Here is a 26,986-nt window from a genome sequence, read left to right as displayed (position 1 = left end):
CACTTCACCCCGTCACCCGCAACGTGTACCCGAACCCCCGCACGGTCTGCACCAGCCGCGCCTCGCCGCCCGCCTCCGTCTTGCGCCGGATGCAGGACACGAACACCTCCAGCGAGTTCGACTCCGGCCCGAGCTCGTAGCCCCAGATCCGGTCGGAGATCACCTCGCGCGGCAACACCCGCCCGGCGTTGCGCATCAACAGCTCCAGCAGCGCGAACTCGGTCCGGGTGAGCTCGATAGTGCGCCCGCTCCGGTACGCCAGCCGGGACTCCGGGTCCAGCTCCAGGTCCTCGAACACCAGCCGCTCCGACTCCGGCACCGGCTCGTACTCGGCGCGCCGCAGCAGGGCCCGCATCCGGGCGTGCAGCTCGGCCAGCGCGAACGGCTTCACCAGGTAGTCGTCGGCGCCGGCGTCCAGCCCGGCCACCCGGTCCCCGACCGCGTCGCGCGCGGTCAGCAGCAGCACCGGGGTGTGGTCGCCGACGCCGCGCAGGCGTCGGCAGACCTCCACCCCGTCGAGCTCCGGCATCATCACGTCGAGCACGATCGCGTCCGGCGGGTCGGCCGCGATCTGCTCCAGCGCGGCCAGGCCGCCGGCGGCGGTGCGCACGCGATAGCCCTGCAGGCGGAAGGCCCGTGCGATCGCGTCACGGATCTCGGTGTCGTCGTCGACGACCAGCAGGCTGCGCGGTTCTCGGTCTAGGGAGCCTCGGGTGTCCATCCCGTCCAGTATCACCCGTTTGACCCACCCGGCGAAGACGGAGTGGCGCCCGGGGTGCGGTTTCCGCCGCGTCCGCCGAAGCCGAGACCTGTGATACCGCTCACAACCGAGCGGGCCGTGATGGTCCCGCTACTGTCCGGAGTGCCCAGCACGGTCACCTGAGACCCGGTCGTCAGGTCCGCGACCGTGCCGGTCTTGCCGATCGTCACGGTGGTCTGCGGGCTGGTGTCGACCGTCACCGACTTGCCGGTGCTGTCGGTGATGGTGATGGTCGAGCCGCTGACCGCGCTGACGGTGCCGGTGACGGCTCCGCCGCGGGTGCCGCCGGTGCCGCCGGTCGCACCGCCGGTCCCGCCGGTCGCACCCCCGGTCCCGAAGCCGCCCGTGTAGCCGCCCCGCGCGCGGTTCGCGCCCGCCGCCGTGTTCGACGTGGACGACGAGGAGCTGTTGTGCTTGCCCACCGCGATCCCGCCGACGAACCCGCCGGCCAGCAGCACCGCGCCGATCAGGCCCAGCGTCACCTTCGGGATCCCGCCGCCGCCGCTGCGGGCCGGCTTGAGCTGTCCGGCGATGTCCGGCGCGGACGGCGCCTGGGAAAGGAGTTCGAACTCTGCGTTGTTGTCGGCGGGCTGGCCGCCGGGGTTCTCAGACATCTGTGACTACCGAATCTTCCTGCTCGTGGACTTCTGGCTCGGGAGGAGGGGCTTACTCGTGCCGCAGTGCCTGGATGGGATGCAGCTTGGCCGCGCGGTTGGCCGGGAACGACCCGAAGAACAGCCCGATCAGCGCCGACACCGCGAAGGCCAGCGCGATCGAGGCCGGCACGATCACCGGTTTCACCCCGGCCACCGTGAACCTGGTGCCGATCAGCCCGGCGGCCACCCCCAGCGCCCCGCCGATCAGCGACAGCATCACCGCCTCGATGAGGAACTGGCCCAGGATCGCCGCGCGCGGGGCGCCCAGCGCCTTGCGGATGCCGATCTCCCGGGTCCGCTCGGTCACCGTGACCAGCATGATGTTGGTGATCCCGATCCCGCCGACCAGCAGCGAGATGGCCGCGACCGCGCCCAGCAGCACCGTGAAGGTGTGCGTGGTGGAGCTGGAGGTGGCCAGCAGCGACTGCTGGTTCAGCACCCGGAAGTCCGGCGAGGCGGTGGCCGACAGGTGGTGCCGCGCGGTGAGGATCGAGGTGATCTCGTCCTGCGCCGCGGTGGTCGCGCCGGCCGACTTGGCCTGCACCACGATCTGGTTCAGCGACCCGAAGCCGCTCAGCGAGTCCTGCACGGTGGTCAGCGGCGCGATCGCGAAGTCGTCGGCGTCCTGCAGGCCGCTGGAGCCCTTGGCCTGCAACACGCCCTCGACGCTGTAAGGGACGCTGTTGATCATCACTTGCCGGCCCACCGGGTCCGCGGTGCCGAACAGGTCGGTGGCCACCGTCTGCCCGATCACGATCACCTTGCGGGCCTGGCTCACGTCGTCGTCGGTGATCGACGAGCCCTCGGCGATCTGCCAGTTGGTGGCCGTCAGGTACGCCGGGTAGGTGCCGACCAGCTGCGCGATCGGGTGCGTGGCGCCCTGGTAGGTCGCCGTCGGCGAGGCGGTCACCACCGGGGCCTCGTCCAGCACGTCCGGGGCGTTCACCGGGTCCACCAGCGCCTGCGCGTCGGCCAGGGTGAGGGCCGAGACAGTGCTCTGCGTCCCGGTGTTGCGGGACGCGCGCGCGCCGAAGCCGCCGGCCTGCCGGGAGACCTCCAGCAGGTTCGTGCCCAGCTTGTCGATGTTCGCCTGCACCTGCGCGCCGGAGCCCTTGCCGACCGCGACCAGCAGGATGACCGCGCCGACCCCGATCAGGATGCCGAGCGTGGTCAGCGCCGACCGCAGTTTGTTGGCTTTCAGCCCGGCGAAGGCGAACCGGAAGACTTCGCGAAATTTCATATGGCGCTCCCGTGCCTCGCACTGTGCCGTTCGGAAAGCCAGCCCCTGGCGCCGTTGCGCTCGTCGGAGACGATCTGCCCGTCCATCAGCCGGATCGCGCGCTCGGCGTGCTCGGCGATGTCGTGCTCGTGGGTGATCAGGACGATGGTGCGCCCGGCCTGGTGCAGCCGGTCGAACAGCGCCATCACGTCGGCCGAGGAGGTGCTGTCCAGGTTGCCGGTGGGCTCGTCGGCCAGGATCAGGCTGGGCGCGGTGACCAGCGCCCGGGCCACGGCCACGCGCTGTTGCTGGCCGCCGGAGAGCTCCTGCGGCTTGTGGTTCAGGCGGTCGCCGAGGCCGACCAGCTCCAGCGCCGCCCGGGCCCGCCGGCGCCGCTCGGCGGTGCCGACGCCGGCGTACACCAGCGGCAGCTCCACGTTGTCCAGCGCGGTGGTGCGCGGCAGCAGGTTGAAGGACTGGAAGACGAAGCCGATCTTGCGGTTCCGGACCAGCGCGAGCTGGCGGTCCGACAGCTGCTCGACCTCGATGCCGTCCAGCAGGTAGCGGCCGGAGGTGGGGACGTCGAGGCAGCCGACGATGTTCATCATCGTCGACTTGCCCGAGCCCGAGGCGCCCATGATCGCGACGTAGTCGCCGGCCGGGACGGTCAGGCTGACGCCGCGCAGGGCATGGACGGCGGTGCCGTCCATGCCGTAGGTCTTGCGGACGTCGGCGAGCTCGATGACCGGCTTCGGATCGCCCGGATCGCCCGGATCGCCTGGACCGCTCGGAACGCTCGAACCGTTCGAAGCGCTCGAACCGCTCATGCCGGTCACCCGCCGAACCCGCCCCGGCCGCCGCCGGTGCCCAGACCGCCGCCGGCTCCGCCCGTCCCGCCGCCGAGGCCGCCGCCGGTCAGGCCGCCGCCCCGGGTGCCGGTGGTGCTGCTGGTGCCGGTGCGCGAGGACAGCAGGACCTGGTCGCCCTCGTTCACCCCGGAGGTGATCTCGGTGGTCGTGTCGCCGACCACGCCGACCTGGACCGCCGTCTGCGTCTGGGTCTTGCCGCTGACCACCGTCACGAAGCTCTGGCCGGCGAGCGTGGTGACCGAGGAGGACGGCACGTACAGCACGTTGGTCACGTTGTCGGTGACCACCGAGACCGACGCGGTCTGGCCCGGTTTCAGGGACGCCAGGTCCTGCTGGCCGGAAGTGAACTGGAGCGTGACGCCGTACTCGACGACATTCGACACCACGGTCGAGGTCGGGTCCACGGACTGCACGGTCGCGGTGAGCGAGGAGCCCGGGATCGCGTTGATCGCGATCTGCGCGTTCTCGCCGGGCTTGAGCTTGGAGGCGTCGGTCTCGGCGAACTCGGCGCGCACCGTCAGGCTGCTCATGTTGCCGAGCACCACGAAGCTGCTGCCGGACTTGGCGCTGCTGGAGGACGACGTGCTCGACGATCCCGAGGAACCGCCAGCCGAACCCCCAGTAGATCCGCTGGACGAGGACGACGCCGCCGAGGTCGACGAGGTGGACCCGGCGCTCACCGAGTCGCCCACCGAACCGCCGACCGACAGGACCGTCCCGGCCTGCGGCGCGGTGATGACGGTGCCGGCGACGCCCTTCTGGGCGGCGGCCAGCGAGTTCTGGGCGTTGACCACGGACTGGTTGGCCGCGGCTATCTGGTCCGGGGTGGCCGGCGCGGCGGAGACCGCCTGCTGGTCCACCGCCGTGTTGTAGGAGTTCTGAGCCTGCGTCAGCGAGGACTGCGCCTGGTGCAGGGACTGGGTGTCCTTCTGCGCGCCGGACTTCTGGGCGTTCCCGGCGGTCGTGACCGCGTTGGTGTCCTGTGCGACCTTGTTCGTGTCCTGAGTACAGGCGGTGGCCTTGGCCGTTCCGCCGGCGCAGTCCGAGGTCTCCAGCGCCTGGTCCGCGGACAGGTTGTTCTGCGCCGTCGTCACCGCCGAGGCCAGCGTCTGCGCGTCGATCGCGATGCTGTTCTGCGCGTCGGAGTATGAGGTCTTCGCGGAGCTCAGCGAGTCCGCGGCCGTGGTCAGCTGCTGCTGGCTCAGCGCCACCTGCTGCGGCGTCTGGCCCTGCTGCAGTTTGGTCAGCTGCGCCTGCGCGGTGGCCAGCTGGGCCTGCGCCGAGGCCAGCTGCTGGTTGGCGGAGGTGGTGTCGATCTTGGCCAGCACCTGGCCGGCCAACACCGCGTCGCCGGGCTTCACGTCGATCTCGGTCACCGTGCCCGAGGCGGTGAACGCGAGGTCCGACTCGGTCGGCAGGGTGACGTTGCCGGAGGCCGAGACCTGGGCGGTCACGTTGCCGAGTTGCACGGCGACGGTACGGCCGGCGGTGGACTTGCCGGAGTTCGACGAGCCGAGCAGCGCCCAGGCGCCCGCTCCACCGGCGGCTACCACCACGGCAAGCGAGGTGTTTATCCAGACTCCTTTTTGGAGTCGCGGGCTATCGGTCATGGCGCCAGAGGTTGTCGTTCGTAACTGAAGCGAAGGTGAAGGGGTACGTTCAGTCTCATCTGACTCTCATAATCGGGGGTTCTTCACGCATCTCCGAGGTGTCCGAAGTATTGACTCCCTGGTGAATAACCGCTGTTCGGCGATAGGTTTTCCCCGTGCCGAAGATTGACTGGAATCCGGGTCGGGGCCGGCGCGGCCGGCCGCTGCGCCGGGTGCTGGGCATGGGACAGCAACAGGGACTGCTGGTGATGTACGGGATAGCCGCGGTGGTCGTCATATTCGCGCTGGCCGCCGCGTTCGGCGCCGTCGGCGGCGCCAGCCCGAACGCGGCCGGCGCGAGCGGTGGGGCGAATACGAACTCTGACGGTTCGGGCACAGGCACCGCACCCGCGGTCCCCAAGGATTCGTCGAAGAGCACCCGGATCCTGCTGGCGTCGGTCCAGCACTACGCGGACCTGCTGGCGTCCGGACAGAAGATCGTGGGCCACACGTCCTACCCGGGTATCGCAGCATACGGACAAGCCTTCAGCGACCCGAAGTCGCCGCCCGCGCAGTTCGTGAAGTTCCGCACCGCGCCGGATCCCGAGGGTGACACGACGTACCTCGCCGCCGCGAGCCAGGCCGCCGCGGCCTACGGCGGCGACCACGGCGGCGCCCTCGACCAGTGGACGAACGACATGGCGAAGGCCAAGTCCGACCTCGGCGGCTGGATCGTCACCGCGGTTCGGTATCAGCAGGGAGCGGCCACGCAGGCGACCCTCGACGCCGCAGCGGCGACGGTGACTCAGGACCTTGCGACGGCCAAGTCCGCCGCCTCCTCGCTCTAGAGCTGAGCCCGACGGTTATACGGGATTCTGCTTAGCGAGATCCGCCACGGTGGCAGTGGCAGTGGCAGTGGCGGCGTCGTGGTGTCGCCGCGCTACCCGCGTTCCCGCACCAGCTTGGCAGCCTCGCGCACCGAGCCGCGGTACACGGGTCCGTGCCCGGGAACCAGCACCTCGGCGTCGGTCTCCTCCAGCACGCTCAACCCCGCCAGCGCGCGCTCCCGGTCCTTGTGGAACATGGCGGGCAGCAACTGCGGGCCCTTGGCCCGGGACGTCGGATGCCCGGTGGCGATCGCGTCCCCGCCCACCACGATCCCGCTGTCCGGCAACAGATACGCGCAGTGCCCCGCGGTGTGGCCGGGGATGTGCAACGGCACCGGGGCGCCGGGCAGGTCGAGCGCGCCGGGAGCGGGGAAGGCCTGCGGTTCGGCGACCGCGACGTCCGCGGTACCGCCGTTGCCCAGCGCCCGCAGCGCCCACGGCACCACCCCCGGCCGCCACGCGTTCGCGGCCACCTTCCCGACCGACACCTGGTCCAGGAAGTCACGCCGCGCGTGCGGCACCTCCTCGGCGTGCATCAGGACCGGAACGCCGTACGCGGCGTGCAGCCACTGCGCCGAGCCGAGGTGGTCGTTGTGCGCGTGCGTGATCAGGACCGCGCTCAGCGCCTCCGGCGCCACCTTCAGCAGTTCCAGCGACGCGAGCAGGTTCGCGCGATCGGCCGGGTAGCCGGTGTCGATCAGGGTGGCGCTGTCGCCGGCCTGCACGACCACCCACGTGACGTCGCTGCCGAAGACGGCGTGGACGCCGTCCGCGACCTGGACGACGTCCTCCTCACGGAACTGTTTCGTCATCATCGGCACCTTGCTGTTCCGGCGGAGAACGTGGGACTCGAACTCAAGATTTTGCTTTCCTGATACCAGGTCAGCGACTGCTCTCGATGAAGTATGTCATTTCGCCACCGGGGTCGCACAAGGTGCGTTGATGGTTACGGAAGTGCCGGCGTTCGCCGATCGACGAACCACGTCCAGCCGGTGGTGTCGGTCGCCCTGCTGATCGCGCCCAGAGTGGAGTCCTGGACGACCGAGCTGCCGCCGAAGGCCATGATCTCCCTGACTCCGCCGAAGATGGTGGGCGCCAGCTTCGCGGTCTCCACCGCCGGGACGGAGGCGCCGTCGGTGAGTAGGAGCAGGCCGTTGTTCGCGCCCGCGACGGCGCCTCCGGCGAGGGCGTCCGGCCAGTCGTGGCCGGTGGCCACGCCGAGGGCGGGGTGGTGGTCGGCGGCGAACCGCGCGAAGAGGGCGGCTGCCGTGGCGTATCGGTCGGCTCCGGAGATGTCGTCCACGTTCTGCAGAGCGGGAAGCTGGGTGCCGACCGCCTGGGCCGCCGAGCCGCCGACTGTGAGCACCTTGGCCGACCCCGCGTAGCTCGCCGCGATGTAGTCCCGTACCGGGGATTCCAGGCTGCTGCCCGCGCTGAGCACCACGACCGACTGGCCCAGGGACGAGGCTGCGGCGCCAGCGCCGAGGGCGTCAGGGAACTGTTCGCCGGTCGCCACGAAGACGTTCCGCGGATGCTTGGTGATCGCCGAGGCGACCGCCAGACTCGTCAGATACCGGTCGGTTCCGGCCAGGCGCGTCGGCAGGAAGTCGTTGGCGCGAACGGCCGCTGCGACCGACGGGGACAGCGCACTGGTACCGCCGAGCAGGTAGACGGTTCCGCCGGGGGCGAGGACCCGGTGCATTTCGGCGAGCACGCGCGGGTCGAGGCTGCCGGTCGGCGTCAGGAGCAGCGGGCAGGATTTCTGCCCGGCCAGGGCGCTGCCGGAGAGGGCGTCCGCGTAGGTGTCCATCCGGCTCAGGACGACGCACGATGCCTTCCGCAGACCGGAGCCGGAGCCCGTCGCGCTGGCGGCGTCGAACTCGAAGCGGGAGGCGTCGATGGCGGTCTCGATCCGGTCGGCGCCCCCGATGCGGTCGACGGCCGGAGCCGGCACCGGGCCGGACGCCGGGACGGCGTGGGACTGCCAGGCGATGGTGGAGACGTCGCCGGTCGGAGTGCCGGCGATGTAGGTGATGGTGCCGGTGGCGACCTCGTCCAGGCCGATGGCGCCGTGGTCGCCGCCGTTTCCGTTGGAGAACGCGATGTACCGGCCGTCCGGCGACCAGGTGGGAGCGTTGTAAAAGTCCTGGAGGTGGCCGATCGGTTCCGGAGTCGTCAGCTGCCGCAGGCCCGTGCCGTCCACGTTGACGACGTATATCTGCCTCGGGTTGCCGGACTGGCCCGGCCCCTGCAGCACTCCCATAATCAGCAACCGGGTGCCGTCCGGCGAGAACTCGGGCTGTGCGAAGTTCTCACCGGCGAGTATGCGGGTGACGGCGCCGCTGCTGGGATTCCACTGCGCGATCGCGCCTTCGTCCGCGTAGGCGATGTTCCCGTTCGGTGCCACCGAGTACCCGGTATTCACGACGGGGAACGTGAGAAGCGCCTCCTCGCCCGAGCCGTTGGGCCGGATCCGATAGAGGGTCGAGGTGCGCAGCGTCTCGGTGAAGTAGATGTAGGAGCCGTCCGGGCTCCAGCTCAGATCGCCCATCAGCCCGCCGTCCGTGGCCGTGAGACGGACGAGGTGCCCCGACGAACCGTCCGCCTGCGCCACCCACAGGTCGTAGTCGGCCAGGTAGGCCAGACGTGAACCGTCCGGCGAATACGAAGGGTCGTCGAAGACGGGCTCGCTGAAGCCCGGCTTCGCAGCGTGCGGCGGCGTCCAGTACTTGAGCCCGCTGCCGTCGGCGTGCACCGACGCGAGCTGCTTGAAGAAGTTGTCGCCGGGATGTGAGGCACCGGCATAGGTGAGGTATCCACTCAAGTCCCCGGAAGCGGCCGCACTCGCGCTACCGCCGCTGAAGGTGCATACCGAGGCCGCGGACACCGCGGCGAGAAGAAGCGAGGCCCGACTGCGCAGTGGCAAGGTGTCACCTTCAAGAGGAGGCCGTGCAAGGGGAGGTCGTGCAAGAGGAGGTCGTGCTCATGCGGCAGAACCGGGGTGAATCAGCGAACAGCGAAGTGTCGCCATGCGGGGATGCCGGTAAGAAGCTAGCGCGAGTCCACGACGGCTTGATCAGCCGTTCTATCTAGCCGGCCTCACCCCGTGAGCGGGAAAACCACCCTTACCAAGCGTAAGAGTGCAGGCCGAAAGCCTGCTTCAAGCGGAGGATGTGGGATTCGAACCCACGGTGACTCTCGCCACTTTGGTTTTCAAGACCAACGCCTTAGGCCACTAGGCAAATCCTCCTGGAGCACCCCTGGCGCTCGTGAACAGAAAGTCTCTCACAACCCGCGAGTGGCTCGGGGGCCTCAGGCGGCGCCGAACGGCAGCGTGTCCGGGCTCAACGCGGCCGCTCCGGAGCGGGAGGCGGTCAGCCGGCGGCGGTGGTGTCGGCGGCACAGCACCTCGTAGCCGATCTCGTCATCGACCGCGGTGTCGCCGACCACGACCTGCTCGCCCTCGACGACCATCTCGCCGCCGACGGTGCGGGCGTTGTGGGTGGCCCGGGCACCGCACCAGCACAGGGTCTGTACCTGCAGGACCTCGATGCGGTCGGCCAGCTCGATCAGGCGCTTGCTGCCCGGGAACAGCCGGGTGCGGAAGTCGGTGGTGATGCCGAAGGCGTAGACGTCGATGCTCAGCTCGTCGACCATGCGCGCCAGCTGCTCGATGTGGTCCTCGGTGTAGAACTGCGCCTCGTCGGCGACCACGTAGTCCACCTTGCCGCCGGAGGACATCATCTGCACCACGTGGTTGAGCAGGTCGGTGGTGTTCTCGACCTCCACCGCCGCGGCCTTCAGCCCCAGCCGGCTGGAGATGGTGGCGCTCCCGGCGCGGTCGTCCCGGGTGAAGATGAGCCCGGCCCGGCCCCGGGCGTTGTGGTTGTGGTCGAGTTGCAAGGCGAGGGTCGACTTGCCGCTGTCCATGGTTCCGGTGAAGAAGACGAGCTCGGCCATGGTCGCAGATTATCTCCTATGCACGGGGCAGCCTGCGAACATCGGTGATTCGCGTGCGGATCCGCCCGAATGTCGGCTTCAGATGGGGCCCGGCCAGGACCAGGGCCGCGGCCAGTACCGCCACGGCCGCGAACAGCAGCCGGTCGCCGACGGTCAGTGAGGCCCGCCAGGCGGTGAGCGCCATGTTCCGGCGCGAGCTCAGGACGGTCGGCAGCGAGACGCCCTCGACGTGCCCGACCAGGCGTATCGCGTGCAGGAAGCTGCCCGCGACACAGCACAGTTCCGCGGCCGCGGCAGCGGCCAGGGCGGTGAGCGAGCGTCGGATCATCGCCTCACGATATCCACCGCGGCGCCGCCTGGGGCAAACGCGTCGGGCGCGGGCCCCGGCGGCGGGGACCGCGCCCGCGGGACGCCGGGGTGGATCAGGCCTGGCGGCTGATGGTCACCGCGGTGCCGTAGGCGCAGATCTCGGTCCAGACGTCGCCCATCTCCGAGGTGTCGAAGCGCATGCCGACGATGGCGTTAGCGCCGCGGTTCATCGCCTCCTGGATCATCCGCTGCATGACGTCGTTGCGGCTGTCCATCAGGGCCTTGGTCATGCCCTTGAGCTCGCCGCCGAACATCGACTTCAGGCCGGCCCCCATCTGGCTGAAGGCGTTGCGGCTGCGCACGGTGAGGCCGAAGACCTCGCCGTAGACGGCGTCGATGCGGTAGCCCGGTATGTCGTTCGTGGTCACGCACAGGAAGTTCTGCTGGAACCCCTGCTGCGGGGGCGGCGGCGCGTACTGCTGTTGCGGCTGCGGCGGCGGTCCCTGCTGGTATCCGGGCTGTCCGTACGGCTGCTGGCTCATATGTCCCCCTGATGATGGGCGATCGGTGGATGGTCCGTCGCTACGACGATACGACAAGGGACCCCCTGTCTGGTGAGCCAGTATGTCCGTCGTTTGAAGCCGCGGTGAAAGCGATTTGAACACCTGCCTTTTCCGATCGTCTCCGGTGCGCGGTTCCGGGGGTCATCTGGAAGGATTCATGACGTGCAATCTTTGCGCCGCCCAGAGCCCCGTCCGTCAGATCGGCGCCGCTCCGAGCCGGTGTCGGCGGCCCGGCCCCACATCGCGCTCCGGGCCGGTGCCTCCGGGCCCGCGCTCCCCCGCCGCACCGTCGCGGAGATCCCCGTCATCGCCCACCGCGGCGCCTCCGAGGACGTGCCGGAGCACACGCTGGCCGCGTACGAGGCCGCGCTGCTGCAGGGCGCGGACGGCGTGGAGTGTGACGTGCGCCTCACCGCGGACATGCAGCTGGTCTGCGTGCACGACCGCCGCGTGAACCGCACCTCCGACGGCCGCGGCGTGGTGTCCACGCTGGAGCTGGCGCAGCTGCGGCAGCTGGACTTCGGCTCCTGGAAGCAGCGGCCCGGCGACGAGGAGTTCGCCGAGTACCCGGACCTGCGGCGCGAGGGCGCGCACCGGGTGCTGACCCTGGAGCGGCTGCTGGAGCTGGTGACGGGGCACCCGAACCGGGTGGAGATGGCGATCGAGACCAAGCACCCGACCCGCTACGCCGGCCTGGTCGAGGAGCACCTGGTGGCGCTGCTGGACCGGTTCGGGCTGGCGCACCCCCGGCTGGGGGAGCGCTCGCCGGTGCGGGTGATGTCGTTCTCGGCGATGTCGGTGCGCCGGATCCGGAGGCTGGCGCCGTCGCTGGACACCGTGCTGCTTCTGGACCGGGTGCCGTTGAGGTTGCGCGACGGGTCATTGCCGCGCGGAGTGCGGATCGCGGGACCGGGAATCCATATTCTGCGAATCCATCCCGAATACGTGGAACGCGTGCACTCCATGGGAAATCGCGTTCATGTCTGGACCGTGGATCAGCCCTCGGACATCGACCTGTGCGTCGAACTGGGAGTGGACGCGATCATCTCCAACCGCCCCAAGGCGGTCCTGGCCAGGCTGGGCCGCGACGGCGCGGCGCCGGCGGCCACGGCGCGCCATGGCGTCATCGAGCTGAACCCTGATTCACCCTGACTTTGTCGTTTTCCGCAAGGACGAACCGGGCATCTACCGCGAGTAGCTCCTCGTCGGCAGGGAGGGAGCCGTGGGGGTCGTCATGTCGGTGCAACCGGAGAGTCCCCGGGAATCGGTATCAATACGTCCGTCTCAAACGGTCACGCGCGCCCCGGCGCCCAGACCCGCGGGCGGCATGGGCGGGATCGAGTTCCCGTACACACCCGAAAGCGTCGGTACGGCCCGCCACGCGCTGGCCGACGCACTCCAGCGGATGCGCGTGGCACCCCCGGCCGCGGACGACGCGGTCCTGATCCTCTCGGAACTGGTGAGCAACGCCCTGCGGCACGCCCTGCCGCTGGCCGGCGGCACCATCCGGGTGGCCTGGTGGATGGCGGACGACAAGGTCCTGCGCATCGCCGTGACAGATGGCGGCCGCCAGCAGCCGGGACACGCGCCACCCCCGGAACCAGGGCTGGAGGGCCTGGATCTGGTGGCGGCAGACCTGGACGACGTAGACGAGTCCGCGGTGGACGGCCGCGGACTCGGCATTGTGGGGCTCCTGGCGGACGCCTGGGGCGTGGAACCGTGGTACGCGCCGGAGACGGAGGCGAGCACCCCGTACCTGCGCGACGCGGCAGGCCTGGACCGGCCCGGAGCCGGCGCCAGGGCAGGGGCGGGCCCGGCAGCCCCGCTCGACCCGACGGACCCCAGTGCGCCCAAAACAGTCTGGGCCGCAGTCCGCCTCCACGCCCGCCACGCCGCACCACCACCCCCCGAAGACCACGACCGCCGCTGGTGGCGCCGCATGCGCGTGGCCCTGACCACGCACCTGCCCGGCACCGGCCGCAACCGGGGCCGAGCCACCCGCCTGGGCGGCTCCCGCCTCGGCGAGGCCCGCGGCGGACCGGACGGGGACACGGTGGGCTCGGATACAGCCTGGGTGCCCCGCTACCCCGAGGCGCGGGTGGGGTGCACGGCGGCGGCGGCCTGAGGGGCGCGACGGGCTGGAGATGTGAGCGGAACCGGTCGCGGCGCGCCGGCGCGGGGCGAGGGCTGACTCGTCTCGGCGGCGGCGCGGTGCGGCGGGGTTAATGACGCGGGCTGGTGACGCGGGCTGGTGGTGGTCGGCGGCGGCGAGCTGGGTCGGCGCGGGCTTCGGTGGTGTCGCATTTGTGGGCGAGGGCTGACTTGCTTGCAGGCGGCGCAGAGCGGCGCGGTTGCGCTGCGCTGACCAGTGGTGCTGGCTGGCTGGCGGTTGCGCGGCCGAGTTTGGCGGCGAGGGCTGACTTGCATGGCAGGCGGCGCGGCCGGCTTCCCGACCGACCGCGCCATCCGTCCTTGCCTCCTGCCGGCCGTCCTTCAACGGGCGAGCAGCCGCCGGATCTCGCGGCTGAGGATGCCGAGGCCGTCGGTCGTCAGGACCGATTCGGGGTGGAACTGTAGGCCGGTGAAGGAGGGGCCGCGTAGGGCCGCCGTCAGGTTCGTGCCGGGTAGGGCCACTGTCTCCAGGACCAGGAACTCCGGCATGCGGGCTGCGTAGGAGTTGTAGAAGGCGACGCGCTCCGTGCTGCCGAAGAGGTTCAGCTCGACCTGCGTGCCCTGCATCGGGGTGGGGAGGCGGACCAGTTCCAGGCCGAGGGCCGCGGCCAGTGCCTCGTGGCCCAGGCACAGGCCGAGGGTGGGGGTGCGGTGGTCGATGAGGAGTTTCGCCAGGTTGCGGACGCTCGTCATGCGGGGTGAGGTCGTGTCGCGGGGGTCGCCGGGGCCCGGCCCGAGGAGGACCAGGTCGTAGCCGTTGTGGTCCGGGACCTCGTCGTGGGCGACGCGGGTGGTCTCCAGGCCGAGTGCGCGCAGCTCCACCGCCAGCATCGAGGTGAACGCGTCCTCGTTGTCGACGATCAGCACCTTGCGACCGGCCAGCACCGGGTCGACGAGGTCCGCAGGCTCGTGCTCGTTCAGCCAGAACGCCGACAGGTGCTCATTTCGTGACGCCAGGAGTGCCGCGATCTCAGGGTCCGCAGACCACGGCTCTGTCCGTGCCCCAGTCTGTGCTCCCGTCTCTGCCCCCGCCGCATCGCGCGCCTCGCCCCCGGCCGGCGGCGCGGCCTGGCCCAACCCGAGCTGCGCCCCGAAACCCACCCCGAAAGCCCGCAGCACCCCCGCGGCCTTCGCATACGTCTCCCGCACCTCCTCGTACGGATCCGACCCCCGCACCAGCGTCGCCCCGACCGGCACCCGCACCGTCCCGTCGTTCCCCACGTACGCCACCCGCAGCAGTAGCGGCGCGTCCATCTCCGGCGCCCCGGTCTCGTCGCGGGAGATCAGCGCCGCGACCCCCGCGTAGTACCCGCGGCCGCCGCGCTCGTGCCGCTTGATCACGCGGAACGCGTTGCGGATCGGGGAGCCGGTGGCGGTGGGCGCGAACATCGTGGTCCGCAGGATCAGGCGAGGGTCCATCGTCGTGCGCGCCTCGATGTAGTACTCCGTGTGCGCGAGGTTCGCCATCTCCTTCAGGAACGGACCGCGCACCCGGCCGCCGATGTTCCCCACCTCGGCGAGCATCTTCAGTTCCTCGTCCACGACCATCGCCAGCTCGTCGCGCTCCTTGGCGTCCTCCAGAAACGCCACCACGCGCTCCCGCGAGGCCGTCGCAGGGGCCTCACGCAGGGTCCCGCTGATCGGGTTCATCACCGCAACTCCGTCGGCGAGCGACACGTGCCGCTCCGGCGTCGCACCGACCATCAGCCCTTCGCCGGTGTCGATGAGGAACGTCCAATACGCGCTCCGCTCCTTCTCCAACAACGCGCAGAACGCTCCATACGCCGTCTCCCGCGCGGAGTCGCAGTGCCCGACGAACGTCCGCCGCAGCACGAAGTTCGACCCCTCGCCCGCACCGATCTCCTCGTCCAGCACACGCTTCACCGACGCGCCATACGCCTCGTCATCCACATCGAACGCGCCGTCCCGCAAGACCGGCGGTGTCGCCGGCGGCAACTCCGAGACCGCGCATCGGTGACGTCCAGTGATCCGCATGGCGAGCAACGGCGCATGATCGTCGTGACACTCGTCCCCGCGCTCCATGAGCTGCCTATAGGGGACGAGCGCGAGAAGCGCGTCAGCGTCCTCTATAGGGAGATCCGCCAAAGCCGGGAACTGCTCAAAGGCACGCCCGGTGAGTAGCTCTACCTCCGCCTCCGCGCCGCGCCGGATCAGCGCGAACGGACCGTCCGGAAGACGGTTGGGGAAGTCTGGAGAGGAGCCTGGAAAGAATTCCTGAGGTTCCTGGTGTGCCATTGCGGTGCCTCTCTGGAGAGGCCGCTCCGTGAGGCCCACCGGGGTTCTCCGTGGAAGTTCTCAGAGAAACCGAAACCGGCCGCCTCGTGAGGCGGCCGGTTTGGGGAGCGTGGGTGCGCTTACCGGGGTCCGCCTGGGACGGACCACCACCACTGTTGTGGGAAAGAGCGCATGACCAGACAGTAGCAGGGTGTCACTCGCCGTGTGGGCTCGTCTCACCCTCCGGGCCTACTAGGCTGACCCGGAAGCAATCACCCCAGCAAGGAAGGGCCGGCACGCATGGGCAAGAAGTCGAGCAGGACCGTGAAAGCCGGGCCCGCCAAGGTCGTGGACGGCGAGATCCCCGTCGTCGGGGCCCGCGAGGCGTGTCCCTGCGGATCCGGCCGCCGGTACAAGGCCTGCCACGGACGCGAAGCCGCCGCTGCCGCGCACCAGCAGGCCGGCGAGGCGACGGTCAACAAGCGGCCGTTCGAGGGCCTGCCCGGCGAGACCGACATCGTGGCCATGCGCGAGCTGGTCCCGGCCGCCACCGCGCCGCTGAAGCTGGCCGGCGAGCACGCCGGCCGCACCGTCACCCTGGCCACCGTGCTGCCGATGGCAGCCCCGGCGGTGCACCGGGACACCGGCGAGATCATGCTGGCGCTCCAGACGCTGGCCAGCTCCGGCGACCCGGACCGCGACCTGGCAGACGCCCTGCTGCGCGCCCTGGACAGCGAGCCGGGCACCGTCGTGGACTCCTCGGCGCCGGCCGCCGAGGGGCCGCGCCTGAAGGACCTGCTGGACACCAGCGGCGACGGCCTGGACATCACCGTCCACGACGACTTCTCCTTCTGGATCATCGAGGGCGCGGAGGTGTCGGCCGAGGCGCAGCTCTCGCTGGAGCACGCCAACGCCGCCGCGTACCCGACCAAGAAGCTGGAGTCCGTCCCCTCGGCGTACTGGACGCGCATCCGCGAGAAGGGCCACCTCCGCTGGGTCATGCCCCACGAGGAGGAGAAGCTGATGGACGCGCTGGCGCGCCTGCACGCGGCCAAGCAGTCCAACCTCGGCGAGAACACCCGCTACGTCGGCGCCTTCCGGGCCTGCGGCCTGGTCGTCCCGGTGTGGGACCTCCCCAAGGAGATGGAGGCCGCGGAGATCGAGAAGCCGGCCGCCGAGTTCGCCGAGCGGCTGGCCAAGGCGCTCGCCGACGACAGCCCGCTGACGAACGAGGAGCGTCGTGCGCGGGCCGGTCTGGTGAGCCGCCAGGTGACGCTGCGCTAAGGGCCGGGCCGCAGTCGCTATAGGCGGACGCTACAGACCGCGTCCCCTATAGCGCGGCAAACGCTATAGCGCGCAGAAGCGCGGGAGTCCTCAGGACCCCCGCGCTTCTCCGTTGTGTACGCGCTATGTGCTACTGATGCCGCCCACGTCTCCGCGTCGCGACGTACAACCCCGCCCCGCCACCGAGCCCGAGCACCGACAGCAGCGCCCACCAGAGCGACCCGTCACCGCCGTCCGAAGCCGTCGCCTTGGCGACGTTCGCGGCGGGAAGCGCAGGGCCGTTCTCCGGAGCGGCAGGACCGGGTTCGCCCTTACCGGTGCCCTTCGAATGCTTGCCACTCCGTGACGAGCGCGAGGGCGCGGCATAGGCCGCCGGGTTCCGGGCGTCCCGGTCCCGCATCGTTGAGGGTGCCGCGGGACCCGGCGTCTGCGGATCGCCGACGTTCACAGGAGGGCTGCCCGGCGCAGACGATCCTGTCGTGGCCGTCGGGGTCGGCATCGGCGTCGTCACCGTCCCCGAGCTCTGACACGTCACCTGCACATCGCCAAGGCGAAGCTTCTGCAGAGGTCCGCTATAGAGCTGCTTGCCTGCGCTGTCGTAGAAGGTCCCACTGATGCTCAGGTCCATATGCGCGTGCGCAGAGGTCGCATCCGTCTGCTGCCCCTGCATGGCGCTAGTGGTGTACGTAACCTCAAGGCTTCCGTGATCCACATTCGTGACCCCGAGCTGAGCCCCGGTCACCGGCACCGTGGTCTTCCCGGTCCCGACCTTCGTCCCGAGCACCGTCACCGAATCCGGAGACATGTGGACGTAAGTGCTCGCCCCCTGCGATGACGACGGCACGCACTCCGCATGCGCGTCTACAGAAGAGATCGCATAGAGCTTCTTCCCATGCAGCGTGTACTCCACCGCAGGCTGCGCATCGGCCCAGTTCTTGGCCGGATCGGAGTGTGTCTTGGACTGCGCCGGCTGGTCCAGCGTGATCCGGTCGAGCACGCCGGTGGGGTCCTGCATGCCGTCGGCGGAGTCGTCGCCGCCGTTCTGCGCCACCGTGCTGGTCGCGTACGTGCCCTGGAAGGCGTTGACCGACAACGCCGGAACGCTGTCCACGGTCACCGTGATCAACGTGCTCGCCGCCGCGTGCGTGGCGGCCGGGGCGGTGGCCGGGGCGGCGGCAGCCGCCGCGTGGGCCACCAGACCCGCGCCGACCAGCGCCGTCCCGCCTGCGGCGGCAGCCGCGACGAGGGTCAGGGCGCGCGGCGGGACCGTGCGTGAAAGTGCCATGCCGGACATGAAATCGCACGAACAGCAGCGGATCCGGCATTTCGCCCTTCGCCGATTCGCGTCTCGAACATTCTTGTTTTGCGTCGAACCATCGGCGTGGGTACTGTGCTTCCAGCCCGGTCGCTGGTGCATCCCCCGTCGCCAGCGCCCGGGCGTCTAGGTACCGTGAGCGCTGCGCCTATTACCCAGCGGAAACGGTGTGGCCGGGTCGCAGATAGGCGTCCAGCATCTCGGTCAGCTCTTCCAGAAGCCGGTCCACCGGCACCGGCCCCGTCGCCCGCGCCGACACCACGAACGACTGCGCCGTCAACAGGACCGTCCGCGCCTGCAACGCCACAGAACCCGGCCGGATCGACCCGTCCTCGTGCCCTTGTTCCAGCCGCACCGACAGCAGGTCCAGCGCGTAATGCTGGAGCGGGCCGAATTCGCGGGTCAGATACGGCAGCAGGAACTCGGCGTCGGACTCCAGGATCTTGTGCATCAGTAGATCGCCGTGGAAAGCCCGCACCACCTCGACGGTCCCGGTGACCAGCAGATCGCGCGCGCTCCGGTCGCCGCCGGCCGACTCCTGCAGGCCGGCGTTGCGCCGCACCACCCTGATCAGCTGCCGCCCGAGCACCTCGGTCAGCAGCGCGTCGATGTCCGGGTAGCGCCGGTACAGGGTCATCCGGGACGCCCCGGCCCGCCGGGCCACCTCGGCCAGCGTGGTGTTGCGCAGTCCCAGGTCCAGCAGTGCGCTCTGGGCGGCGTCCAGGATCTTGTCGTCGCTGTGTCGGCTGCGGTCCATTGCCCGTCACGCTACCTCTAGGCTCGGGGCATGGAGGCGGAACCTGTCACAGAGGTCACATCGAGTGACGTCTTCGTCATCATCCCGGCCTGGAACGAGGAAGAGCGGATCGCCGCCACGGTGCACGCCGCGGCCACGCTGGGAACCGTCCTGGTCATGGATGACGGCTCCCGGGACGCCACGACGCGCCGGGCGCGCAGAGCCGGTGCCCGGGTGCTGACCAACCGCAACAACCTCGGCAAGGGCGCAGCCCTCGCCGCCGGTGTCGCAGCACTCCCGGACCAGGCCCGCTACGTCCTCTTCCTGGACGCCGACCTCGAAGACACCGCGGCCAACGCGGGCCCGCTCGTCGAAGCCGTCCGGTCCGGAACCTGCGACATGGCCGTAGCGCTCCCGCCGCCGCAACCTGGCGGCGGCCACGGCCTCGTGGTCGGCCTGGCGCGCGAGGGAATCAAAAGGCTGACCGGCTTCGAGGCCGCCGCGCCGTTGTCCGGGCAGCGCTGCCTGACCCGCGCGGCCGCCGGGGCCGTCCGCTACGCGCCCCGCTTCGGCGTCGAGGTGGGCCTGACCATCGACCTGCTCCGCGCCGGCTTCCAGGTCGCCGAGGTCCCCGCGGACCTGCGGCACCGGGTCACCGGCGAGGACTGGCGGTCCCAGATCCACCGGGCCCGCCAGTACCGCGATGTGCTGCTGGCCCTCAGATCACGGTCCCTGCCGCTCCGGAGTCCGTGACCACCGCCTTGCCGGCGGCCTCCCACGCCTGCATGCCGCCGGTCACGTTGACGGCTTCCACGCCGTTCTCGGTCAAGTACTGCGCCACCTGTGCCGAACGGCCTCCGGCACGGCAGATCACGTAGACCGGACCCTCGGGCGCGCCGAGTTCCTCCTTGCGCGCGACGAACTCCGACATCGGGATGTGCTTCGCGGTCGGCGCGTGTCCGGCCGCCCACTCGTCGTCCTCGCGGACGTCGAGCAGCAGGCCGCCCTCGGGCAGCGAGTTCACGTCGGTCGTGGCCAGCATGGTGTACTCCTCGGTCCGCAGCCGGTGTGGCTCGGGATTGCTCGTTCTGGCTTGGGACATCCATCAAAGCATTACGGCGGGGCCACCCGGACCGGCTAGCCTTGGTCCATGATTGACCTGCGTCTCCTCCGCACAGACCCGGAGCGTGTCCGCGCCTCGCAGCGCGCCCGAGGTGAAGATCCGACCCTCGTCGACGCGCTGCTGTCCGCGGACGAGGCGCGCCGCGCGGCCGTCTCCCGCTTCGACACCCTGCGCAACGAGCAGAAACTGCTCGGCAAGCAGATCCCCAAGGCCGCCGGGGACGAGAAGGCCGCGCTCCTGGAGCAGGCCAAGAAGCTCGCCGACGGCGTGAAGGCGGCCGAGGCCGACCAGCACGAGGCCGACGGCGTCCTGCGGAACCTGCAGCTGTCGCTGTCCAACGTGGTCATCGACGGCGTGCCCGAGGGCGGCGAGGACGACTTCGTCCTGCGCGAGACTGTCGGCACCCCGCGCGACTTCGCGGCCGAGGGCTTCGAGCCGCGCGACCACGTCGAGCTGGGCAAGCTGCTCGGCGCCATCGACCTGGAGCGCGGCGTCAAGGTCGGCGGCGCGCGGCAGTACTACCTGACCGGCGTCGGCGCGCTGTTGGAGATCGCGCTGCTGAACATGGCGATGGCCCAGGCGACCAAGTACGGCTTCACCCCGGTGATCACCCCGTCGCTGGTGAAGCCGGAGGCGATGGCCGGCACCGGCTTCCTCGGCCAGGCCGCGGAGAACGTCTACCACCTCGCCGAGGACGACATGTACCTGGTCGGCACCTCGGAGGTGCCGCTGGCGGCGTACCACATGGACGAGATCCTGGACGCCGGCAAGCTGCCGCTGCGCTACGCCGGCTACTCGTCCTGCTACCGCCGCGAGGCCGGCAGCTACGGCAAGGACACCCGCGGCATCATCCGGGTGCACCAGTTCGAGAAGGTCGAGATGTTCTCCTACGTCCTGCCCGAGGAGGCCGAGGAGGAGCACCTGCGCCTGCTGGGCTGGGAGAAGGAGTTCATCACCGCGCTGGAGATCCCGTTCCGGGTGATCGACGTCGCGGCCGGCGACCTGGGCAGCTCGGCGGCCCGCAAGTACGACTGCGAGGCCTGGATCCCGACCCAGGGCAAGTACCGCGAGGTCACCTCGACCTCGAACTGCACCGAGTTCCAGGCCCGCCGCCTGCAGATCCGGATGCGCGGCGCGGACGGCGTGCGGCCGCTGGCCACGCTGAACGGCACGCTGTGCGCCATGACCCGGATGATCGTCGCGATCCTGGAGAACCACCAGAACGCCGACGGCTCGGTGACGGTCCCGGCGGCGCTGCGTCCGTACCTCGGCGGGCGCGAGACGCTGGAGCTGGTCGCGGGCTGAGGTTGAGGGGCCGGGGACGGGCTTGGCCCGGCTCCGGCTGACAGAATGCGACAGCGGCTGCCAATCGACTTGGATTCGATTGGCAGCCGCTTTGTGCTTGAGGCTCTGTGTTGATCCGGGTTCGCGCCGCTCGGTCAGTGACTGCGGGTCGGGCTCGGCGCCCCGTGCTGGGGCGTCGGCAGCTTGCTGAGGTAAGCGAGGTAGCTGTCCGCGAACTTCTGGAACGCCGGCGCGTTGAGGAACTGTGCCCACTGCGCGTCGGTCAGGGCGTGCAGGGACGGCGGTGCGTCGCCCTCATAGGTCTGACCGGTCCAACGGTTGATCCAGGTGTTGCCGGGCAGGCCCGATCCCATCCCTCCCATGCCGACGGTGTACATCCCTTCGTGGTACCAGGCCTGGTAGTCGTTCCCGTCGCCCCAGAGCTCGATGGCCGTCCCCCGGCCGTTGGTCACGACACCCGTCTGCTGCGCGGCGTTCACACCGCCGGGCGGTGTGTCCCACAACGCTCCGTGCCAGCCGGCTGCGACGCCGACCGGCGTGCAGTGGATCTTCCCGACCAGAACCGAGGGGATGTTCGCGCAGTTGTCGGACTCGGCCAGTCCCACGAACACCTCGGGGTGGTTGGGGACGGTGGCGTCGCTCGCGCGGCTGACCCCGAGGGATTCCCGGCCCGCGGCCGTGACGATCTCGTACTGGTCGGGCATGTAGGTGTTCGCCGGATCCTCCGGGTGGACGGCCAGGTACTTCAGCTCGGCCCCGAAGTTCTTCGCGGTGTCGGCGGACCACTTGCCCGGATCGGAGCTCTTGTTCGCGTCGATCCTCTTCAGGAGCGACTGGTCGACGCGCGGGTCGCGGGTGAGGTCGGGGTTGAACTGCGGAACGATCTGGACGGTGGGGTACACGGACTGCAGAGCCGTTTGCAGGGCCTTGCAGTTCGCCTGATCGGCCGCTGCCTGTGCGTCCGGGGCCAGCGCGTTCACCGAAATCACTTCGATACTCGGTATCGCGACCCATTGGCGATGCTCGCAGTAGCCCGTGTACTGCTTCGCTGGAGCCGTCCCGGGCGTCACCATCCCGGCGTCGGTGCCGGTGCCGGTGCCGGTGCCGCGGGGCAGCGCGCTGACCGCGACCCCGGCCGTGGCCAGTACCGCCAGCGCGACGCCGGCGCCCTGGTAGCGCCGGATCCTGACCCTGTGCCGGTAGCCGGTCAGGACCGTGGGGACGACGTCGCCGGTCAGATCGACGTCGTCCAACGCGTCGCCGAACAGCCGGTGCATCCTTTCGGTGTCGGGGTGTTCAGTTCCCATAGGAGTTCTCCCAGAGCTCGGAATCGGAGGTGGCGAACCCGTCGCCGAGCATCGTGCGCAGCCTGGCCAGGGCCCGCGACGACTGGCTCTTGACGGTGCCGGTCGAGCACCCGAGCGCGGCGGCCGTCGCCTCCACGCTCAGGTCCTCCCAGTACCGCAGCACGACCACGGCCCGCGCCTTCGGCGGCAGCCGGTCCAGCGCCGACAGCAGCGACAGGCGCATGCCGACGGTCCGGTCCGGGGCGGTGCCGTCGTCGGCGATGCCGGACTCCCAGGCCTTGTTCCACAACGCCTTCCGCTCCCGGTCTGCTTTGCGGGCCGCGGTCCGGTAGGCGTTGATGAGGACGCGGTGCGCGTAGGCGTCGACGTCGTCGACCCGCCGCACCCGGCGCCAGGCCCGGCACAGGTCCAGCAGCGCCGTCTGCGTCAGGTCCTGCGCGGACTGGCGGTTCCCGCTCAGCAGGAACGCCGTCCGCATCAGGTGCCGCTGTCGGGCCTGGGCGAACTCGGTGAAGTCCGCGAGCTCTTCTTCGTTGAGCCTGCCTAGCACCGGATCCCCGCCCTCTGTGGTGTGCTGTCGTTCATGACAGCCGCTTCAGAGTGCTGAGGCGTCGAGATGGTTGCATCGGATTCTCAGACGGCTACATGCTCTGCCTCGTCCGGCGATTCCGCCGCGGCCACCACGCCGTCGCGCGGCAGCATGAGGTAGGCGTAGACCGCGGCGGCGACGAACAGCAGGCCGGTGATCGTGAACATGGTGTCGATCGGGCCCATGTGCAGTCCGCCGACGTCGGCGTGGAAGTGCAGCATGACCGTGCTGAACAGCCAGCCGATCAGCACCGTCGAGCCGAGCTGCGTCACGCTGATCACCGGCATGATCACCGAGACCACGCGGCCCAGCATGGCCCGCGGCGTCACCTGGATCACCAGCGGCTCGATGGCCGCGTTGACCATCGCCACCGGCAGCAGGCCCAGGAAGATGACGGGGATCGCGGCCCAGATCGACGTCTGCCGGGCGTAGACCAGGACGAGCAGGCCCGAGGTGCCGACGGTCGTCCAGATCGCCTTCGTCGTCCCGATCCGGGCGACGACCCGGGTGGACAGCAGGCCGCCGACGATGGCCCCGGCTCCGGCCGCCATCCCGAGCAGGCCGTATAGCTTGGGCGCCGCGTGCAGGTTCTGGGTGGTGAAGAAGACGTCCAGGGTGTTCATCGCCTGGCCGCCGAAGTTCGCGATGCAGGCCGAGACGATGACGACGATCAGGACCCTGGTCCTGCCGAAGAACCTGATCCCCACCGCGAACTCCGACCAGAAGCGCGATCCGGACCTCTCGGCGGCGGTCGGGGCGTTGTCCGGGATGGACACTGTGCGGATCATCATGAACGACACCACATAAGACAGGGCATTGATGACGATCGCCCACTGCACGCCGCCGGCGAACAACAGCGGCGCGGCCAGCGGCGGACCGATCATCCCGGCCAGCGCGTCGGTGGACTGCGTGATGCCGGACGCCTTGGCGATCTCCGCGGGGCCGTCGACCACGTCGGGCACGACGGCCATGCGTGACGGGCCGAAGAAAGTCCCGGCCGCGTTGACGGCGAAGACGACCGCGTAGATGAGCGCGAGCCACACGCCGACCGGGAGCCGGTCGGCCGGCAGGAACGCGACCGCGGCGAGCCCGCCGACCAGGACGGCGCGGACCGCGTCCATCCGCAGCATCGTGCGCTTGCGGTTCCAGCGGTCTGCGAAGACCCCGGCAGCCGGGGCTATGGCGAACATCGCGACCAGTCCTGCGATCAGCACCCCGGACACCGCGCCGGCGGCCCAGCTCTTGTGATAGCCCAGTTTCGTCGCGATCCACAGGACGAGCGTCGTATTGAAGACGTAGTCGCCGACTTTTGAGACCGCCTGGCCGTACCAGAGCCGCGTGAAGTCCCGGTTGATAATCGTCTTCAAAGGCTGTCCCCCCGGCACATTTACCCACAGCGTTTTATCGACGGTCTATACGTAGTCTGAGCTTTGATGACGGACGCGAACTACGCGAGGCTCCTGACGTCACCGTCCCACGGGTATAGGGGGCTTCTCGCCAATGAAACGCAGAACATCCAGCCTACTCACCGCCGTCGCGCTGGTCTCGGGAGCGGCCGCCTCGGCGCTGGCCGTGGCGCCGGCGCACGCCGCGACCGACTCCGGAACCTGCGCCTCGGGGCTGGAGAAGCAGGCCCTGATCAGCTTCAATCCGCCTGCCGCGGTGGCGCCCGCGAACATCATGATCCGGGTCGCCGGCAACACCATCGACCCGGGCAACGGCTGCAAGGCCGTCCTGGACTTCGGCGACGGCCAGCAGGCGTCGCTGTCGACCGACGTCGACGTCGCGCACACCTACCAGAACCCCGGCGTCTATCGCGTGACCCTGACGCTCCAGTGGCCGGGCTACTCCCCGGCTCGGGAAAGCGCCCACCTGCTGGTGGGGGGTGCTGCCGGGCAGGCGCAGGTCACCCGGATCGCCGGCGCGGACCGGCTGGACACCGCGGTGAAGATCTCGCAGAAGCAGTGGCTCGCGGTGGATCCGAAGAGCAGCTGGGGCCAGGCCGAGACCGCGGTCATCGCGACTTCCGGCACGTTCCCGGACGCTCTCGCCGGCGGACCGCTGGCGTTCTACAAGCGCGGTCCGCTGCTGCTGACCCCGTCGAACGCCGGGCTCTACGGGCCGGCCAACGACGAGATCAACCGCGTGGTGCCCAAGGGCCGCACCGTCTTCATCCTCGGCGGCTACGCCGCGGTCCCGGCGACGGTCGACCAGCAGCTGCTCAACGAGGGCTACAAGGTCCAGCGCTTCGCCGGCCAGACCCGCTTCGACACCGCGCTGCAGGTGGCGAAGTTCGGCCTCGGCGACCCGGCGGACGTGGTCGTGGCCACCGGCAAGGACTTCCCGGACGCGCTGTCGGCCGGCCCGCTGGCCGCCGGCCCCCGGGCCACCTCGGTCGCCGGCCAGGCGCCGCAGCCGGCCGCGATCATCCTGACCGACGGCCCGAACTTTTTCGACCCGAGCACCTCGGCGTACGTCAAGGGCAAGCTGGGCACCTCGAACTGCAACGCGGTCACGGCCGTCGGCGGCGCGGCGGTGCACGCGCTGAGCGCGCTGGCCGGCGGGCAGTGCCACAGCGAGCTGTACGGCGCGAACCGGTACGAGACCTCGGCGAAGGTGTTCGGCGAGTTCCCGCAGACCTACCTGGTCGGCGTGGCCAGCGGCGCGACGTTCGCGGACGCGCTGACCGGCGCGACGTACGTGGCGAACGTGCAGCAGCCGCTGCTGCTGACCGACCCGAACAGCCTGCCCGACGCGATCGGCGGGTATTTCGACGCGATGGGCAAGCAGCCCGGGGTGGCCTATGTCGACGTGTTCGGCGGGCCGAAGGCGATCACGGACAACGTGTACAAGCAGATCACCGATGCTGCGCACACGGGACAGTACAACCCGTGAGGTTTTCTGCTGTGTTCGTCGGTCCGCGATGACCTGCTTCGCCGGCCGCGTCGGTCGCTAGCTGACGGGCGTCCCGTTTTTCCACACCCTGTGGACAAGCGGGACGCCCGGCCGGTAGGCGAGGTGGAGGTGGCTCGGGGCGTCCAGGACGGCGAAGTCCGCGCGGGCGCCGACGCCGAGGTGGCCGACGTCCTCGCGGCGCAGGGCCTTGGCGCCGCCGACGGTCGCGGCCCACAGCGCCTCCGCGGGCGACATGTGCATGTCGCGCACCGCCACCGCGATGCAGAACGGCATCGAGTTGGTGTAGCAGGACCCCGGGTTGCAGTCGGTGGCGATGGCGACGGTCGCGCCGGCTTCCAGCAGGCGCCGGGCGTCCGGGTACGGCGAGCGCGTCGAGAACTCGACGCCGGGCAGCAGCGTCGCGACAGTCTGCGATCCGGCGAGGGCCGCGATGTCCTTGTCGTCGAGGAACGTGCAGTGGTCGGCGGAGGCCGCCCCGAACTCGACCGCGAGCTGCACGCCGGGGCCGTTGCCGAGCTGGTTGGCGTGCAGGCGCAGGTCCAGGCCCTTGGCCCGGGCGGCGGTCAGGATCTCGCGGGTCTGCTCCGCGTCGAAGGCCCCGCGCTCGCAGAAGACGTCGGCGTAGTCGGCGAACGGCGCGCAGGCATCGAGCATCGGCCCCTTGACGAGGTCGACGTACTCCTCGGGCCGGTCCTTGTACTCGGCGGGGACCACGTGCGCACCGAGGTACGTGACCGCCTCGACCTGCTCGCGCGCGAGGCGCAGGGCGCGAGCCTCGTCCTCGACGGTGAGGCCGTAGCCGGACTTGCACTCGACGGTCGTCGTGCCCTGCCGCAGCATCTCGCCGGTGAGGCGCTTCAGGTTGGCGCGCAGGTCGTCGTCGGACGCGGCACGGGTGGCGGCGACCGTGGTCCGGATGCCACCGGCGCTGTAGGGCGTGCCGGTCATCCGCGCGGCGAACTCCTGCGACCGATCCCCGGCGAAGACGAGGTGCGCGTGGCTGTCGACGAAGCCGGGAATCACCGCGCGGCCCCCGAGATCGACCCGCTCGTCGGCATCGGGCGCCTGCGCCGACGGGCCGGTCCAGGCGACGCGGCCGTCGGCGATGACGAGGGCGGCGTCGGTGAGGGTGCCGGGGGCGGCGTGGGTGGTGAGTTCGGCGATGTTGGTGAGGAGGGTGGTGGTCACGGTG

25 protein-coding genes and 1 tRNA gene are annotated in these 26,986 nt (G+C 70.3%); 7 read left to right on the top strand and 19 right to left on the bottom strand.

Annotated features, from left to right (window positions below; translation table 11 throughout):
* Positions 1–4: 4 nt before the first annotated feature.
* The 5 genes from GWK61_RS10215 to GWK61_RS10195 are packed head-to-tail and all read right to left on the bottom strand — an operon-like array spanning position 5 to position 5,060.
* Positions 5–721 carry a response regulator transcription factor gene (locus tag GWK61_RS10215; RefSeq protein ID WP_194907651.1) on the bottom strand — a complete coding sequence of 239 codons (717 nt, stop codon included), beginning with the start codon at positions 719–721 and terminating at the stop codon, positions 5–7.
* A gap of 11 nt (positions 722–732) precedes the next feature.
* Positions 733–1,374, bottom strand: a complete 642-nt coding sequence (locus GWK61_RS10210; RefSeq protein ID WP_194907649.1) for a DUF5666 domain-containing protein — start codon at positions 1,372–1,374, stop codon at positions 733–735.
* 52 nt (positions 1,375–1,426) lie between these two features.
* Positions 1,427–2,656: an ABC transporter permease gene (locus tag GWK61_RS10205; RefSeq protein ID WP_194907647.1), complete on the bottom strand. Its 1,230-nt coding sequence runs from the start codon at positions 2,654–2,656 to the stop codon at positions 1,427–1,429.
* A complete protein-coding gene (locus tag GWK61_RS10200; protein WP_323747487.1) occupies positions 2,653–3,462 on the bottom strand; it encodes an ABC transporter ATP-binding protein in 810 nt (269 codons plus the stop codon). Before GWK61_RS10200 ends, GWK61_RS10205 begins: the two co-directional genes overlap by 4 nt.
* Before the next feature lie 5 nt (positions 3,463–3,467).
* Complete coding sequence (locus tag GWK61_RS10195; RefSeq protein ID WP_194907646.1) at positions 3,468–5,060, bottom strand: efflux RND transporter periplasmic adaptor subunit; 1,593 nt, start codon at positions 5,058–5,060, stop codon at positions 3,468–3,470.
* Between the two features lie 209 nt (positions 5,061–5,269).
* On the opposite strand from GWK61_RS10195, the gene GWK61_RS10190 reads away from it, so the two are divergent.
* The gene (locus tag GWK61_RS10190) at positions 5,270–5,941 is read left to right on the top strand and encodes a hypothetical protein (RefSeq protein ID WP_194907644.1); all 672 of its coding nucleotides are present in this window, start codon (positions 5,270–5,272) and stop codon (positions 5,939–5,941) included.
* 92 nt (positions 5,942–6,033) lie between these two features.
* Here the strand turns inward: GWK61_RS10190 and GWK61_RS10185 are convergent, their stop codons facing one another.
* The 6 genes from GWK61_RS10185 to GWK61_RS10160 all read right to left on the bottom strand — a co-directional run bounded on the left by GWK61_RS10185 (position 6,034) and on the right by GWK61_RS10160 (position 10,791).
* Positions 6,034–6,792 carry an MBL fold metallo-hydrolase gene (locus tag GWK61_RS10185; protein ID WP_194907642.1) on the bottom strand — a complete coding sequence of 253 codons (759 nt, stop codon included), beginning with the start codon at positions 6,790–6,792 and terminating at the stop codon, positions 6,034–6,036.
* A gap of 134 nt (positions 6,793–6,926) precedes the next feature.
* The gene (locus GWK61_RS10180; RefSeq protein WP_194907640.1) at positions 6,927–8,906 is read right to left on the bottom strand and encodes a cell wall-binding repeat-containing protein; all 1,980 of its coding nucleotides are present in this window, start codon (positions 8,904–8,906) and stop codon (positions 6,927–6,929) included.
* Between the two features lie 239 nt (positions 8,907–9,145).
* Positions 9,146–9,230 (bottom strand) — tRNA-Ser (locus GWK61_RS10175).
* Between the two features lie 62 nt (positions 9,231–9,292).
* The gene (locus GWK61_RS10170; protein WP_194907628.1) at positions 9,293–9,940 is read right to left on the bottom strand and encodes a thymidine kinase; all 648 of its coding nucleotides are present in this window, start codon (positions 9,938–9,940) and stop codon (positions 9,293–9,295) included.
* A 16-nt stretch (positions 9,941–9,956) separates the two neighbouring features.
* Positions 9,957–10,268 (bottom strand): hypothetical protein, encoded by a 312-nt coding sequence (locus tag GWK61_RS10165; RefSeq protein WP_194907626.1) that lies wholly within the window; start codon positions 10,266–10,268, stop codon positions 9,957–9,959.
* 94 nt (positions 10,269–10,362) lie between these two features.
* Positions 10,363–10,791, bottom strand: coding sequence for a YbjQ family protein (locus tag GWK61_RS10160; protein WP_194907624.1), 429 nt, complete (start codon positions 10,789–10,791; stop codon positions 10,363–10,365).
* A 318-nt stretch (positions 10,792–11,109) separates the two neighbouring features.
* Here GWK61_RS10160 and GWK61_RS10155 point away from each other — a divergent pair, with 318 nt between their 5' ends.
* Positions 11,110–11,964, top strand: a complete 855-nt coding sequence (locus GWK61_RS10155; protein WP_194907662.1) for a glycerophosphodiester phosphodiesterase — start codon at positions 11,110–11,112, stop codon at positions 11,962–11,964.
* 175 nt (positions 11,965–12,139) lie between these two features.
* Positions 12,140–12,937: an ATP-binding protein gene (locus tag GWK61_RS10150; protein WP_194907622.1), complete on the top strand. Its 798-nt coding sequence runs from the start codon at positions 12,140–12,142 to the stop codon at positions 12,935–12,937.
* A gap of 368 nt (positions 12,938–13,305) precedes the next feature.
* Here GWK61_RS10150 and GWK61_RS10145 read toward each other — a convergent pair whose 3' ends face one another.
* A complete protein-coding gene (locus tag GWK61_RS10145) occupies positions 13,306–15,156 on the bottom strand; it encodes an anthranilate synthase family protein (RefSeq protein ID WP_369125573.1) in 1,851 nt (616 codons plus the stop codon).
* A 363-nt stretch (positions 15,157–15,519) separates the two neighbouring features.
* Between GWK61_RS10145 and GWK61_RS10140 the strand changes: the two genes are divergently transcribed.
* A complete protein-coding gene (locus GWK61_RS10140; protein ID WP_194907609.1) occupies positions 15,520–16,503 on the top strand; it encodes a DUF5926 family protein in 984 nt (327 codons plus the stop codon).
* 130 nt (positions 16,504–16,633) lie between these two features.
* Here the strand turns inward: GWK61_RS10140 and GWK61_RS10135 are convergent, their stop codons facing one another.
* A complete protein-coding gene (locus tag GWK61_RS10135; RefSeq protein WP_194907607.1) occupies positions 16,634–17,788 on the bottom strand; it encodes a hypothetical protein in 1,155 nt (384 codons plus the stop codon).
* Between the two features lie 181 nt (positions 17,789–17,969).
* Positions 17,970–18,575 (bottom strand): TetR/AcrR family transcriptional regulator, encoded by a 606-nt coding sequence (locus GWK61_RS10130; protein ID WP_194907606.1) that lies wholly within the window; start codon positions 18,573–18,575, stop codon positions 17,970–17,972.
* 30 nt (positions 18,576–18,605) lie between these two features.
* On the opposite strand from GWK61_RS10130, the gene GWK61_RS10125 reads away from it, so the two are divergent.
* Positions 18,606–19,307 carry a glycosyltransferase family 2 protein gene (locus tag GWK61_RS10125; RefSeq protein ID WP_194907604.1) on the top strand — a complete coding sequence of 234 codons (702 nt, stop codon included), beginning with the start codon at positions 18,606–18,608 and terminating at the stop codon, positions 19,305–19,307.
* Here the strand turns inward: GWK61_RS10125 and GWK61_RS10120 are convergent.
* Complete coding sequence (locus GWK61_RS10120) at positions 19,273–19,593, bottom strand: rhodanese-like domain-containing protein (RefSeq protein WP_194907660.1); 321 nt, start codon at positions 19,591–19,593, stop codon at positions 19,273–19,275. The two genes, GWK61_RS10125 and GWK61_RS10120, sit on opposite strands and share 35 nt — an antisense overlap.
* Positions 19,594–19,704: 111 nt before the next feature.
* On the opposite strand from GWK61_RS10120, the gene serS reads away from it, so the two are divergent.
* A complete protein-coding gene (gene serS / locus GWK61_RS10115; protein ID WP_194907602.1) occupies positions 19,705–20,982 on the top strand; it encodes a serine--tRNA ligase in 1,278 nt (425 codons plus the stop codon).
* Positions 20,983–21,116: 134 nt separating this feature from the next.
* Here the strand turns inward: serS and GWK61_RS10110 are convergent, their stop codons facing one another.
* The 3 genes from GWK61_RS10110 to GWK61_RS10100 all read right to left on the bottom strand — a co-directional run bounded on the left by GWK61_RS10110 (position 21,117) and on the right by GWK61_RS10100 (position 24,245).
* The gene (locus GWK61_RS10110) at positions 21,117–22,289 is read right to left on the bottom strand and encodes a hypothetical protein (protein WP_194907600.1); all 1,173 of its coding nucleotides are present in this window, start codon (positions 22,287–22,289) and stop codon (positions 21,117–21,119) included.
* Positions 22,279–22,839 (bottom strand): SigE family RNA polymerase sigma factor, encoded by a 561-nt coding sequence (locus tag GWK61_RS10105; protein WP_194907597.1) that lies wholly within the window; start codon positions 22,837–22,839, stop codon positions 22,279–22,281. The genes GWK61_RS10110 and GWK61_RS10105 overlap by 11 nt, the downstream gene beginning before the upstream one ends.
* 83 nt (positions 22,840–22,922) lie before the next feature.
* On the bottom strand, positions 22,923–24,245 hold the full coding sequence (locus GWK61_RS10100) for an MFS transporter (protein ID WP_194907595.1): 1,323 nt from the start codon (positions 24,243–24,245) through the stop codon (positions 22,923–22,925).
* Positions 24,246–24,378: 133 nt separating this feature from the next.
* On the opposite strand from GWK61_RS10100, the gene GWK61_RS10095 reads away from it, so the two are divergent.
* Entirely contained in the window at positions 24,379–25,773 is a 1,395-nt protein-coding gene (locus GWK61_RS10095; RefSeq protein WP_194907593.1) for a cell wall-binding repeat-containing protein, read from the top strand.
* A 57-nt stretch (positions 25,774–25,830) separates the two neighbouring features.
* On the opposite strand, the gene hutI is transcribed toward GWK61_RS10095, so the two are convergent.
* Positions 25,831–26,982, bottom strand: a complete 1,152-nt coding sequence (gene hutI, locus GWK61_RS10090; RefSeq protein ID WP_194907582.1) for an imidazolonepropionase — start codon at positions 26,980–26,982, stop codon at positions 25,831–25,833.
* Positions 26,983–26,986: the final 4 nt, after the last annotated feature.

Origin of the sequence: Catenulispora rubra (assembly GCF_015356825.1) — a bacterium.
In the GTDB taxonomy this organism is placed as follows: domain Bacteria; phylum Actinomycetota; class Actinomycetes; order Streptomycetales; family Catenulisporaceae; genus Catenulispora; species Catenulispora rubra.
Note: the sequence above shows the minus strand (reverse complement) of the source record. Positions and strands in the feature narration are given on the sequence as shown.

Bases quoted from the DNA above. Each gene is read 5' to 3' on its own strand.
- GWK61_RS10135 (WP_194907607.1), bottom strand. From the start codon at position 17,788: ATGGCACTTTCACGCACGGTCCCGCCGCGCGCCCTGACCCTCGTCGCG.
- GWK61_RS10165 (WP_194907626.1), bottom strand. From the start codon at position 10,268: ATGATCCGACGCTCGCTCACCGCCCTGGCCGCTGCCGCGGCCGCGGAA.
- GWK61_RS10140 (WP_194907609.1), top strand. From the start codon at position 15,520: ATGGGCAAGAAGTCGAGCAGGACCGTGAAAGCCGGGCCCGCCAAGGTC.
- GWK61_RS10160 (WP_194907624.1), bottom strand. From the start codon at position 10,791: ATGAGCCAGCAGCCGTACGGACAGCCCGGATACCAGCAGGGACCGCCG.
- GWK61_RS10110 (WP_194907600.1), bottom strand. From the start codon at position 22,289: ATGGGAACTGAACACCCCGACACCGAAAGGATGCACCGGCTGTTCGGC.
- GWK61_RS10150 (WP_194907622.1), top strand. From the start codon at position 12,140: ATGGGCGGGATCGAGTTCCCGTACACACCCGAAAGCGTCGGTACGGCC.
- GWK61_RS10095 (WP_194907593.1), top strand. From the start codon at position 24,379: ATGAAACGCAGAACATCCAGCCTACTCACCGCCGTCGCGCTGGTCTCG.
- GWK61_RS10130 (WP_194907606.1), bottom strand. From the start codon at position 18,575: ATGGACCGCAGCCGACACAGCGACGACAAGATCCTGGACGCCGCCCAG.
- GWK61_RS10125 (WP_194907604.1), top strand. From the start codon at position 18,606: ATGGAGGCGGAACCTGTCACAGAGGTCACATCGAGTGACGTCTTCGTC.
- GWK61_RS10210 (WP_194907649.1), bottom strand. From the start codon at position 1,374: ATGTCTGAGAACCCCGGCGGCCAGCCCGCCGACAACAACGCAGAGTTC.
- GWK61_RS10185 (WP_194907642.1), bottom strand. From the start codon at position 6,792: ATGACGAAACAGTTCCGTGAGGAGGACGTCGTCCAGGTCGCGGACGGC.
- serS (WP_194907602.1), top strand. From the start codon at position 19,705: ATGATTGACCTGCGTCTCCTCCGCACAGACCCGGAGCGTGTCCGCGCC.
- GWK61_RS10215 (WP_194907651.1), bottom strand. From the start codon at position 721: ATGGACACCCGAGGCTCCCTAGACCGAGAACCGCGCAGCCTGCTGGTC.
- GWK61_RS10205 (WP_194907647.1), bottom strand. From the start codon at position 2,656: ATGAAATTTCGCGAAGTCTTCCGGTTCGCCTTCGCCGGGCTGAAAGCC.
- GWK61_RS10200 (WP_323747487.1), bottom strand. From the start codon at position 3,462: ATGAGCGGTTCGAGCGCTTCGAACGGTTCGAGCGTTCCGAGCGGTCCA.
- GWK61_RS10170 (WP_194907628.1), bottom strand. From the start codon at position 9,940: ATGGCCGAGCTCGTCTTCTTCACCGGAACCATGGACAGCGGCAAGTCG.